Origin of the sequence: Streptomyces sp. WM6378 (assembly GCF_001279695.1) — a bacterium.
GTDB lineage: Bacteria > Actinomycetota > Actinomycetes > Streptomycetales > Streptomycetaceae > Streptomyces.
In genome coordinates, this window is sequence record NZ_LGDD01000358.1 from 1 (window position 1) to 11,791 (window position 11,791).

8 protein-coding genes, 1 tRNA gene and 2 pseudogenes are annotated in these 11,791 nt (G+C 67.9%); 6 read left to right on the forward strand and 5 right to left on the reverse strand.

The annotated features are described in order from the left end of the window. Positions 1-320: pseudogene (locus ADK54_RS41990) on the reverse strand (helix-turn-helix domain-containing protein); the annotation flags it as partial. A 372-nt stretch (positions 321-692) separates the two neighbouring features. Here ADK54_RS41990 and ADK54_RS41995 point away from each other — a divergent pair. Beyond that, complete coding sequence (locus ADK54_RS41995; RefSeq protein ID WP_053731135.1) at positions 693-1,127, forward strand: hypothetical protein; 435 nt, start codon at positions 693-695, stop codon at positions 1,125-1,127. A 94-nt stretch (positions 1,128-1,221) separates the two neighbouring features. Beyond that, positions 1,222-1,665, forward strand: a pseudogene (locus ADK54_RS42000) (transposase); the annotation flags it as partial. A 193-nt stretch (positions 1,666-1,858) separates the two neighbouring features. Here ADK54_RS42000 and ADK54_RS42005 read toward each other — a convergent pair. Then, positions 1,859-3,865, reverse strand: coding sequence for an NACHT domain-containing protein (locus ADK54_RS42005; protein ID WP_159048074.1), 2,007 nt, complete (start codon positions 3,863-3,865; stop codon positions 1,859-1,861). 801 nt (positions 3,866-4,666) lie between these two features. Further along, positions 4,667-4,743: transfer RNA gene (locus ADK54_RS42010), tRNA-Pro, on the reverse strand. 405 nt (positions 4,744-5,148) lie between these two features. Between ADK54_RS42010 and ADK54_RS42015 the strand changes: the two genes are divergently transcribed. Then, positions 5,149-5,712 carry an RICIN domain-containing protein gene (locus ADK54_RS42015; RefSeq protein ID WP_159048075.1) on the forward strand — a complete coding sequence of 188 codons (564 nt, stop codon included), beginning with the start codon at positions 5,149-5,151 and terminating at the stop codon, positions 5,710-5,712. A gap of 82 nt (positions 5,713-5,794) precedes the next feature. Here ADK54_RS42015 and ADK54_RS48670 read toward each other — a convergent pair whose 3' ends face one another. Together ADK54_RS48670 and ADK54_RS42025 are read right to left on the reverse strand one after the other, a co-directional pair. After that, positions 5,795-8,476, reverse strand: a complete 2,682-nt coding sequence (locus ADK54_RS48670) for an AAA family ATPase (RefSeq protein ID WP_159048076.1) — start codon at positions 8,474-8,476, stop codon at positions 5,795-5,797. Between the two features lie 977 nt (positions 8,477-9,453). Further along, positions 9,454-9,654, reverse strand: a complete 201-nt coding sequence (locus ADK54_RS42025; RefSeq protein ID WP_053731139.1) for a transposase — start codon at positions 9,652-9,654, stop codon at positions 9,454-9,456. 185 nt (positions 9,655-9,839) lie between these two features. Between ADK54_RS42025 and ADK54_RS42030 the strand changes: the two genes are divergently transcribed. The 3 genes from ADK54_RS42030 (at position 9,840) to ADK54_RS42040 (ending at position 11,785) form a co-directional block, all read left to right on the forward strand. Next, positions 9,840-10,304 carry a cyclic nucleotide-binding domain-containing protein gene (locus ADK54_RS42030; RefSeq protein ID WP_053731140.1) on the forward strand — a complete coding sequence of 155 codons (465 nt, stop codon included), beginning with the start codon at positions 9,840-9,842 and terminating at the stop codon, positions 10,302-10,304. A 37-nt stretch (positions 10,305-10,341) separates the two neighbouring features. After that, complete coding sequence (locus ADK54_RS42035) at positions 10,342-10,989, forward strand: CBS domain-containing protein (RefSeq protein ID WP_053731141.1); 648 nt, start codon at positions 10,342-10,344, stop codon at positions 10,987-10,989. 103 nt (positions 10,990-11,092) lie between these two features. Further along, positions 11,093-11,785, forward strand: a complete 693-nt coding sequence (locus ADK54_RS42040) for a response regulator (RefSeq protein WP_053731142.1) — start codon at positions 11,093-11,095, stop codon at positions 11,783-11,785. Positions 11,786-11,791 lie beyond the last annotated feature (6 nt).

Here is an 11,791-nt window from a genome sequence, read left to right on the forward strand (position 1 = left end):
AGCAGGGTGCCGTCCAGGAGGACGAAGGCCTTGGTCCGGATGGTCTTCATCGCCTCGCCCAGGGGCGGCGCGAGGGCGGCCAGAACGTCGACGGCCTCGCGTATGTAGCGGAACACTGTCGCGATGCCGACCCCGAACCCGGCCGCGAGCTGGGCGTAGGTGTCACCGCATCGCAGGTGCGCCAGGGCAAGCAGGGCCTGGCGGCCCGTGGTCAGGCGGCGCCATCACGTACCGATTTCCCGCCTTCAGAAGACGAGTTGTCCGGTCAGGTACTGCAGGGTGCGGCTGGACAGGCCGATCGAGGACGGGCAGACAAGCACACGAGGCGCCTGGCAGCACGGTGGATCTTGGTCGTGACACCGTCTACCAGGAGCTTCGTCGTTACGCAGGACCGTCCAACTCGTGGCCCAGACCGCCAGATTGAAAAGAGCTCAGTACGTGGTGACGACGGTGAGTCTGGACGGCCAGCACGTGGTGTGTGAGGTGACACGAAATGTCATCGCCGAACTCGACGGCCTTCCGGTGCGCCGGTAACAACGTCAGCTGTCCCAGCCTTGGGGCAGCCGAGCGGGAGGTGGTGTCCTCGACTGCCTGAACGCTCTGGGTATCCGCAATGGCGCGGCCAATGCGGACGTGCGCCTCCCCCTGACGGCCCGCGCCTCATCGAGGTCAATGCGCGCATCCTGGGACCAGTGCTCCACCCCGATCCCTACTTCGCCGCGTTCGGCAACAGCCAGCAGCACGTACTGGCAGAGAGCCTGGACGACCCCTCTTCGTTCAAGGCCCGTCTCTCCGACGCCTACGCCCCGCCGCAGGTGATGGGCAAGGCGTTCGTGCGTTGCCGGGAGTCCGGAGTCCTGACAGCGGTGCCAGGCCTGTCATCCGTACGTCGGCTCCCGGGATTCCACAGCGCGCAGGGACTGCCGTACGTCGGGCAACCGATCCAGAAGAGCACCCTGACCAAGGGCAAGACAGGGATCGTCTACTTCGTCCATCCTGAGGAGTCCGTGGTCCGTCCTGAGGAGTCCGTGGTCCGGCAGTCTCTTGAGGTGCCGAGCAGACTGGAGGACGAAGCGGCCCTTTTCCGCGTCGAGCCTGCACCGACCACGGGAAGTGACCGTTCATGAACGACGACATGTTCTCCTCGCTGGCCACGTGTGATCGCGAGACCACGCAGCAGATTGCGTCAGTACTGCACTTCCGCAGGCAGGACCCGGATCAGAGCCACGGTCCTGGGGCCTTGAGGTCCCCCTGGTCATCGCCGGCGGCGGCTACGGCGACACCGCCGCCTTCCGCCTCGACCTGGAGGACCGCGGCCTCGGCTACACGGTGGGCATCTCCACAACGACCACTGCCCTGCCCGAGGACGCCCGGGCGTGCACCCTGGCCTGCACCGGTAGGGGCCGACGGCCGGGGCCGGCCTACCCGGAGCCGGCGAAGACGGTGAAGAGCCTGGTCACCGCCGCCGGCAAGCAGGCCGCGCGGCCGGTGCAATGGAGGGAGGGCTCGCGGCCCGGCAGCGGCCCCAGCGGACTGAAGCGCATGTACTCCCGCTTCGTGGCCCTACGGATCAGGCCCGCCGGACACGAGATCCGCAAAGCCACGGCCGGTGCCGCGTTGCCGGTGCACCGGCTGCTGGCCGAATGGCCCGCCATCTCAGACGAGCGGCTGACGCACTGAGGAAATGGGCGCGGCAGTCATTGGCGGACAGCTACGTTGGGTGCGACGCGACCCTACAGATTCAGTTGCGCGGCCGCGGGACACAGCTCACTCGTTGGCGCGTTGAAAGCCGTTGTGTGTCGGCGCTTCTCCCGGAGACCGCGCCTTGAGTCCACGGACAGCGGGTCGTGCATCTTCCCTACGGGATCGAGTTCCGCGCCAGGTAGTCCTGCAGTTCTCGATGGCGGAATTGGTAGCCTCCGCCGGCCACTCTGATCAGGGCCGCCCCGTAGCACCAGTTCAAGAATCGCCCCAGCCGCCAGGGCAGCCACTGGTCATTCCACCGCCGGGTGCACAACAACAGGGCTACATACCGTGTCCCGGCCAGCCCGCCCGTGATGCCCAGTACGGGACCGCCCCCGATCCCGATCGCGAGGCCGCCCGCCAGCCAGGCTGTGAGCACACCTGTGAGCAGGCCGGCATCCTCGGTCGTGAGCACCCCCAGGAAAGTGACCGCGCCACCTCCTGTCAGGCCGAACATGCCCCCAGACACAGCTTTGCCCAACCGTTTGCCCGCCACCCAGCCCAGGAATCCGCCGGCAAGCGCCATCACGATTCCGCCCGTAAGCCCGGCGAGCCCGGCCGTGAGCCCGGCGGCGAGCGCGGCAGCACAGCCAAAGCCCAGGCCAAACGCGAGGTCGTCGCGCACCATGTCCCTAGGGTCCCCCGCTCCGATCCTCCCCGGGGCCGCGAGCCCCGCCGAGAGCCCGGCGGCGAGGGCGGTTACGACCCCGACCGTGAGCCCGGCGGAGAGACCGGCCACCAACCCGACGCCGGTCCCCGCGACGCTCCCTCCGGCGAGTCCGACGGGAAGCCCGGACGACAGGTGGCGTGCTCCGGAGCGCGTCCGCAATCGGTACAGGTCCGCGCGGGTCGTCTCGGGCCAAACGTCCTGCCAAGCCACGAATGCCGGCCAGAAGGCTGCCAAAGCCCATATGGACACGGTGAGGAGATACACCGGGTTGAAAGACGTAGGCGCATGAGCCGCGATGGCTGCGGCACCCGCGCTCCACGCCCCGACAATCATTGCCGCGTGGACCAGACGCGGGCGGCGCGATCCTGCCAGGGGCCACAGCTCGTGCAGGACCACATCGATGCTCGGCAGCGGTCGCCCTGCCGCACTCCGCCCAGTCACGACGTTGTCATCCAGGTAGCCGGCGAGGACGGCGAGCCAGGTATGGACCTGGTCCGGCGTGTAGATGGCGCCCTTGGGGCGAGGATGCAGGGCGGTGGCAGCCGGGATGAACAGGTGCAGCAGGTGGTCGCGGATCGCCTCGGGGGTGTTCAGCTCTGGGGCGAGCAAATCGTTGAGGTCGTGTACGTAGCTGCCGGTGCGTGGGTCGCGCTGTTCGTAGATGGTCACCGCCAGGGTGAGCCGCCAGGGTGTGGACAGGCCTTGGGCCAGCAGTCCCGACGGATGGTGATCGAACTCGTGGAGCACCGTCCGCCACCGGGTGAGGTCGCTGACCCTGCGGTTGAGGAAATCGCGTGCCTTGACGGCGCTGACCGGGCGGATCTCCACGCGCGCGGCATCCTGCACCCACACACGCATTGCCTCCAGTGCCTGGTACTGAGCACTGCGGCACGTCAGTACCAGCTCTGCCTTGCCTCGTCCGTGCTGATAGGCGTTCAGCGCACGCAGAGCCCGACCGGCACGGGAGGCGTAGACCAGAGCGGGACTGTCGTCCATCTCGTCCAGACCGTCCACCACCGGCAGTACCCGGCGAGTGGCGACCAATGCCGTGGCCGTGGCGGGCCGTATTCGGTACACCTCGGTCAAGTGCGTCGACAGCCATGCTTCCACCGGTTGATCGGTGTCCCAGGCGGCGGCCGACAGCCGCACAGGCACGGGATCTTCCGGCGCCCGGTCCTCCAGCAGTCCCAGGATCAGTTCCACAGCGAGCACCGTCTTACCCGCCCCTGGCGCTCCGGTGATAACCATCCGACGCGGGCGCAACTGCCGGTAATAGGCCACCACTTCCGCCAGACGCCCGAGTGGCACAGCGCCCATGGCGTCATGGGCTGCGGCAGGACGGAAGTCGAACTCCACGTCGATAGCCTTGTCATGGGCGCCGAGCAACTGGCGCCGCGCGTCCCTCTCCGCGACCAGCACCGCCCGGGCCAGCAGCGCCGCTGCAGTGGTCACGTCGGTCTCCTGCCACCGGAGTGCCCGCACCGACAGCCGCCCCGCCCAGACGCTGACGATTAACGCCAGCACCCCAATGGCTGCACCAAGTGGGTCTATGTCCCCCACTTTGGCCCTGGGCAACGACTGGACCGACAACAGTGCCAGCACAACCGCCAGCGCCCCGATCGTCCCGCAAGTGAATGCCGCCCGGCGCCTTCCACCCCTGTACATGGCTACAGCATGGTGGGCAGCACACGGCGGGCGCCGGGAAAGGGTCCGGCGGAACCCACGTCTGGTTGCGGACCGGCTGATCGCGCGCCCCCGAAGTGCCTGGGCCCATCGCCGTGCGGTTAATGCCATCAACGCCCTGACCTCTAGGACCTCTTGTTGCCCAGTTCCAGGCGCACGTCTGCGAGGCGGAAGCGCAGCGGGCGACCCACCGTGAGGCCACGGACGCCCTCACTGAACTCAGGCGGAAACACGCCGACCTCCAAAAGCACTGCCGCTTCCTGGAAGCCCGGCTCCACACCTACGCCACGGCCCTCAGCCTGCTCGCGCCTTCCGGCGGGACGGACGGGGCTGCGCGAACCGGTGCGCCGGCAACGGCACCACGGGGCCTCCGCCTGACGGCTACATGACTGCCGTGCGCCAGGCATGCGGTCACGAAGCCGTGAATTGATCACTACGGCGCCCCATCGCCCGCCCAGACACCTGCGCCTCTCGCGGACGGCGACCACGCTGCGACCATCACACCCCGCGAAACATGGAAGGCCGTCCTCTCGATACAGAGAGAACGGCCTCCGACCATGCCTGAAACGCTGGTCGGGACGACAGGATTTGAACCTGCGACCCCTTGACCCCCAGTCAAGTGCGCTACCAAGCTGCGCCACGTCCCGATGCCCCTCTGACCTGGGGTTTCCCCCGGCCAGCCGTGCATGAAGACCATACCAGGGTGAAACCGACGCCCTCCGTGATCACTGCTGGCCGGCCGCATCCGCTGCACTGCACTGCACGAAGTTGATAGTGGCATTACCGACGCGGGTGGGTGGTCGGCGTGGGGCGTGGCCGTGAGATCGCGGCTGGCTGGGCGGAGGGCTGTGAGCGCGGTGGGCCGACACACCACGATCTGCGGCACGGTGGGTGCGCCCCGACGAATATGGGGAACGGCCCACCGAACATGGGGAATCGCTCCCGATGCATCGGGCACGCCGGCCGCCTAGCGTTATCGCCCAGACCGGCCACGGATGGCTGAAGTCCGACCGGTCCGCTTCCGCAATCCCGAGTGAAAGGGAAACGCGACCGTGAACCTTCGCAGGAAGATCGTCGGAATGTTGTTCGCAGGGGCGTTGACTGCAGCCCTTGCCGTACAGGGGTCGGCAGTCGCCCAGGCCGCGCCGAACCCGACCACGCACATCAAGCCCCTCGCCGGTGTCTTCAATCCGATCGTGAACTTCGGCGACGGCACCAAATGCATGTCAGGTCCGACTCCGGCCGCGAACACCGCGGTCGTCGAAGCACGATGCGATGGCAGCGACGCGCAGAGTTGGGAGCTCAGATCATTTGGGACCAACATCTGGCAGTTCATCAACAAAAACGGCGCCGGCTTCTGTCTCTTCGCCTTCTCTCCTCCTCCGCGCAACGGAGCCCCGATGGGACTCAACAACTGCCGGACGGTCAGTAACGAGGAGTTCAACACCCACACCTCGTCAACCGGTTTCGTGAGCTTGGAATCGCGATCCGGCTTCACCAATACCGGCTTCTGCGTCGACATTCCAGGAGGATCAGGCGCGCCGTACGGGGAGCAGCTGGTGCTCTTCCAGTGCAACGGAAGCCAGTCGCAGTTCTGGCACGTCGTATTCCCCTAGCCGCAGCTGCCCGGGTGCGACGTTGTGGTCAACCGGTGCCCGCGGCATGCCGCGGGCACCGGGCCTGGTCCTGCACGCCGGGTCAGCTTGGCAAGTCAGGCCGCGCCACCCGGCCGGCGGCCGCACGGTCTGGTACGCCCAGTTTCGCGAGGATGGCCGAGACGTGGTGATCGACGGTCTTGACGGAGATGAACAGTCGTTCGCCTATCCCGGCGTTGGTGTGTCCCTCGGCGATCAAGCCGAGGACCTCGTGCTCACGGCGCGTCAGTCCGAGCGGATGCGCCCGTGTGGTGCCCCGTGGTCCGGTGGGGACGGCACGCGCGCCCAGCCGGCGCAGCGCGCGGCGGGTCAGCGTGGCCGCGGCCGAGGCGCCGAGATCGGCGAAAGTGGTGAGCGCCTGACGCAGGAATGTCTCGTGGCCGGAGTCCAGCAGGGCCATGCCTGCCTCATAGCGGCAGCCGAGGCGGGTCCACGCCTCCGCCGCCCGCGTAGTGTCCCCGCCGAGCAGATAGCAGTGGGGCTCGGCGACATCGCCGCACACCGGTCGTTCGGAGCCGGTACGTCGCAACCACACCGCGACGGCGCCACGTTGCCAGGGGACGCTCGTGCCCGCTGCCTGGTCAGCCAACTCCGCTTCGCGGCGGGCCTCCATACGATCGTCCACGAGCCAGTACGCCTCGGCACGGGCCAGTCGCGTACCGACTTTGTAGGGCGGCTCATCTTGGTCATCGGCAATCGCGGCTGCCTCGTCCAGACACTCCCAAGCACCCACTTCGCCACGCCGGGCCCGGATCACGCCCAGTCTGATCAGCCCGCCCAGTCTGTTCACCGGCGATTGATCAGCGTCGCGGAAAAGCTTGTGGGTCAGGGCCATGGCCTCTTCCCACCGCCCCGTGCGTTCGAACAGTTTCGCCTGCTCGCCGCGTAGGCGGATGGCGTAGGTGGCGAGACCGTGATCGGCGCAGTACTCGATCCCCGCGGCGATGTAACGCTCCGCCTCGGCCAATCGCCACTGCTCGACAGCGATTACGGACAGGTTGACGTGCGCCCGCGCTGCTTGCTTCTGATGCCGGCCGGCCAAGGCGATGTCCAGTGCCCGGCGCATCAGCACCAGCCATTCCAGGCTCTGGCACGAACCACTGACGGCTTCCGTGTTCAGTGCGTCGCTGAGCACGTCGGTGGCGCCGAACCGTTCGGCAAGTTCCTGTGCCTGCCGTGCCAGGGTGGTCGCCGTGTCGTACTCGGCGAACAACATCCGCTGATTGGCCAGCGTCGCGTACGCCCTGGCGAGTTCGACGGTGGATCCGAGCGGTGCGAGAACGGACATGCTCGCCCGTGCCGCCGCGACCGCGTCCCGGCCGCGGCCCATGCTCCACTTGATCCGCGACAGCCGTGCCAGCGCTGCCCCCTCCCGTAATCGATCGCCGACCTCGCGCCAGAACGACAGCGCTCGTTCCGCAGCGTCCTCGGCGACCGACAAACGACCCAGCAGCGCCGCTTCGTCGGCGAGTCCTTCGGACAGCTCGGCGTGCTCGACCGGGCCGGCACCGTCGGCGAACCGCAGCGCGCGCTCGAACTGGGCAGCCGCCTCATGATGCGAGCCCAACCGCGCGGCACGCCGAGCGGCCGCAGGCGCGTAGCGCAGCACCGCCACTTCGTTCCCGCTCGCCTCGGCGTGAAAGGCCATCCGTGCCTCGTCGGCACAGTCGTGCCCGCACAATGCCGTCAGGAGCTGCTGGTGCGTGGAACGAGCACGGTGTGCGGGAATCGCCTGAGCGATGGCGAGCCGCGCGATCTCGTGCCGGAATCGCAGCCACCGGCCATCCGAGACGAGCAGGCCGGACGCCAGCAGCTCGTCCAGGGCCGTGGGGTTCGGGCACAGCTTCGCCAGCAACGACACGTCGACCCTGGCGCCGATGAGCGCGGCGACGTCCAGGCTCGTCCGGGCGCGGCTACCCAGGCGCGCGGCCCGCGCGAGGACCACATCCCGCGCCGACACCGGAACTTCGGCCAGCCCTGCCTGGAGCAATTCGGTCACATAGAAGGGATTCCCGCCGGTCAGCTCGAACAGCCGGTCCCCGTTGGATCCGCTGTCCTGGGCAAGCAGCCGCACCGCGTCGAGTGACAGGGGAGACAGCCGGATGCGCCGGGTCGAGGGCTGCGCGGCCAGGTCGCCCAGCGTGAGCCGCAGCGCATCGTTGACGGCCTCGTCGTCGCGGTAGGTGGCGATGATCAGTACCGCCGCGTCCCGTAGCCGCCGGCTCAGGAACCGGAGCAGATCCAGAGTTGCTTCGTCGGCCCAGTGGATGTCTTCGATCACCACGACGTCCACCACGTCGCGTTCGCCGATCTTGTGCAACAGAGCCCGAAACAAATCGTCACGATCGCTGCCGGCATGGCAGCGCTGCAGCAGGTCGCCGCCGAGTTGGTCGGCCAAGTCGAACAACGGCCCCAGTGGCCGAGGAACGAACAACCCGTCACAGGCGCTCCAGGAGGACCGGGCACCCACGAGGTCCTGTCTCAGCGCCTCCAAAAGCGTCGACTTTCCCACACCGGCTTCACCCGCAAGCAGCACCAGCCGTCCGGCCCCCCGCGTGGCCTCGATCATGAACTGGCCGAGCGATGCCAACTGGGACTCCCGCTCCAGCACCGGCGGCCCGAGTCTCGTTCGTGGCAGCGCGCAGGTGCCGGCAGGTGGGCTGGGCGCGGGCAGCCACGACGACAGGGAGTCAGGGCTGACCGTTGGATCCGCTGCCTCGCTCACCACGCGTTCTCCCCCTCCGAGTGGTTCATCCAAGCTACTGACATTTTCGTTTCAGGGTGACGTTATGGCGAGGGCGAGATAAGGCCCGTCTCGGCTATAAACCCGTCGAGCAGGCTGGGTTGGTACTGCATTGACAGCGGCCAGTTCCAAATGCTTCTTCAGTACTCCCCCTTCCCTCAACACGGACCCCGAAGGCTTGTCCCGCAACACCTGATCGCAGTTGAGATTTCTTCGGCATGCCTGCCTCCAAGACCTACTCCTCGAACCTGAGGTTCTGCAGGTAGCAGCGGCCGCGGGCAGAGGGCGGATGCGGATCAGCTCAGGGCTTGAACGAGTCCTTCGTGCCGGGCTTCAGTCCGCGCCCGTCGCATGCCAAGAGCTCGGTCCCGGTGGCGTCGAAGTGCAGAGTGAAGAACGAGAGCCGGTCTGCTGCGTCGATGGTCCGGTACGCAATTGCTCGGCGCGGTGCCGCGCGAGGATCTCAACGGTCTCGTCGAGGCCGATGGTCTCGGGCAGGTCGCGGGCCAACGACCGAGATTCGCCATCACGCCTCGGGGGTCCACTGATGGGCAAGCTGCCGAGCGGCTAAAAAGCACCATGCAGCCCCTGACCTCGAACTGACGTACCAGCTCCTACACCGCTGCGTGGTTCCCCCTGGCCGCCGGACACGCCGGAGGGTTTGCGGGGTACTTCGCCGACCGCACTAGCCGGGGCCCCACGGATGATCCTCAGAACTCAGACGGCAACGCGGCGCGCAGGACACCACTGACGTCCAGGAAGAGCTGCGACGTCTGTGGCATCCGCGCCCGCCTTCCCGGAGGTTCCAGCCTCGCTCTTTCACTTCGAGTGAGATGACGGTGTTGATCGTCAGCTTGTGGGTGTCCGGGCTGGTTTCGTGGTCTGGGCATGTCGGCTGGCCCGCGCGGTGTCCGGTGTCTCCGAGGTCCTCGTGGTCGTGGGTGCGCAGGACGTGCAGGTCATCCGACGGGTCGGGGCAGGACTGCGAGCCGGTGGAAAGCCGTGGCCAGTTCGTTTCTCCAGGGCCAGGTTGCCGAGATGCGCAGGTGGAGGCGGCGGCCGCCGCAGGTGAGGCGGGCGGCGACGTGCAGGAGCCGGTAGCGGAGCTTCTTCGGCTCGGCGGTGGTGAGCTCGCCGTCCAGCAGTAGAAGCCGGGGCATGGCGCTCCTTCGGGCCGCTGTCCCCGCAATCCCGCTCCCGGCCGCCCGCCACGAGGGCCTAGCGGACCCGAGCAGACCCAGGCGGCGCCCGCGGGGACGTGCAGACCCGGGGGTGGACCGATCGGCCCTCCCCGGGCCGGCTGTCGGCGACGGAGACTGGAAGAGGACTCGAAACGGAGGCTGCCATGAGCATCAAGTCCCCGACACGGATCACTGCCGCCCTGTCCGCGGACCACCGGATCCGCCTGATGAAGCTTGCCCATGATGTGAACTTCGCGGCCGGTACGCGCCTGTTCAACGAAGGCGGTCACGCCGACCGGTTCTGGATAGTGAAGTCGGGCGCCGTGGCACTGGACCTTCACGTGCCCGGCAGGCAGGCCACGGTGGTGGAGACCCTGGGCCCCGATGAGCTGGTCGGCTGGTCCTGGCTGTTCCGCCCCTACGTCTGGCATCTGGGCGCCGAGGCGAAGACGCTCGTACGTACCCATGAGTTCGACGCGAAAGCCGTGCGCATGCTGATGGACGCGGACCCGGCCATCGGCTCCGAGATCGGTCACTGGGTGGGAGAGGTCCTCGCCCGCCGGCTCACCTCCGCCAGGGTCAGGCTGCTCGATCGATACGCCCCTTACGGCAGCGGCAGCACGTTGTGACGGCTGCCTCCCGGTCGGCCCGCAGAAGGAGGTCACGATGCCTGCGTCCCAGTACACCGTCAGCGACGTCATGACCCATACGGCCGTGGCCGTGGGCCGCGAGGCCTCCTACAAGGAGATCGTCGAGGTGATGCACCAGTGGAAGGTCAGCGCCCTGCCGGTGCTGGAGGGCGAGGGCCGTGTCGTGGGCGTGGTGTCGGAGGCCGACCTGCTGGTGAAGGAGCAGTTCCGGCGTGCCGATCCGGCCCCGCTGGAGCGGGCGGAGGAAGCCGCCAAGGCCGCAGCAGTCCTCGCCGAAGAGCTCATGTCCAGCCCTGCCGTCACCGTGCGTCCGGCCGCCACGGTCTCCGAAGCCGCCCGCATCATGGCTCGCAAGGGCGTGAAGCGGCTCCCTGTGGTCAATGACATCGGGATGCTGGAGGGCGTCGTCAGCCGCGGTGACCTGCTGAAAGTGTTCCTGCGGCCGGACGAGGAGATCGAGGACGAGGTCCGCACCGCCGTCCTCGGTGAACTGGCTCCACCAGCGCACATCACATGCTCGGTCGAGGAAGGTGTCGTCACTCTCCGGATCGGTCGCCGGGACAACCGCGCCCTGGTACCTCTGCTGGCGCGGGCCGTCCGTGCCGTCGAGGGTGTCGTCGACGTACGCATGCAGTTGGAGGGCACGGCCGGTACGACGGCCTGAAGACCCCTTGCAGGGGTCCGTCCCGGGGCATCGGCTCCACAGGTGCCTTCCGCACCGTTCTGGGACAATTCAGGTGAGGCGTACGCCGACCTCAGGGGCAGGCATGTCCGAGATATCAGCTGGATCCGCGGAGGTCCCCATCAGGGTGTTCCTCCTCGACGACCACGAGGTCGTCCGACGCGGCCTGCACGACCTCCTGGATGCCGAGCCCGGGATCGAAGTGGTGGGCGAGGCGTCGACGGCCGCGCAGGCCCTTGCCCGGGGGCCCGCTCTGCGGCCGCAGGTCGCGGTGCTCGACGTCCGGCTGCCGGACGGCGACGGCATCACCGTGTGCCGTGAGCTGCGCTCGCGTATGCCAAACCTCGCCTGCCTCATGCTGACGTCGTTCGACGACGAGGACGCGCTGCTCGACGCGATCATGGCTGGGGCGGCGGGATACGTGCTCAAGGAGATCAAGGGATCCGACCTCGTCTCCGCGGTGCGGACGGTGGCGACGGGGCAGTCGATGCTCGATCCCGCGACGACCGCCCGGCTGATGCATTCGCTGCGGGACCCGGACGCCGGGAAACCCCTGGAGGACGAGCGCCTGGCCATCCTTTCCGAGCGCGAGCGTGCCGTGCTCGAACTCATCGGCGAAGGCTTGACCAATCGCCAGATCGCGGGACGGCTCTATCTGTCCGAAAAGACAGTCAAGAACCACATCTCCCGGCTGCTCGCCAAACTGGGCGTCGAACGCCGCGTTCAGGCAGCCGTCATCGCCGCCCACGCACACGAGCAGGACGAAATCCCGCATTGAGCCGCG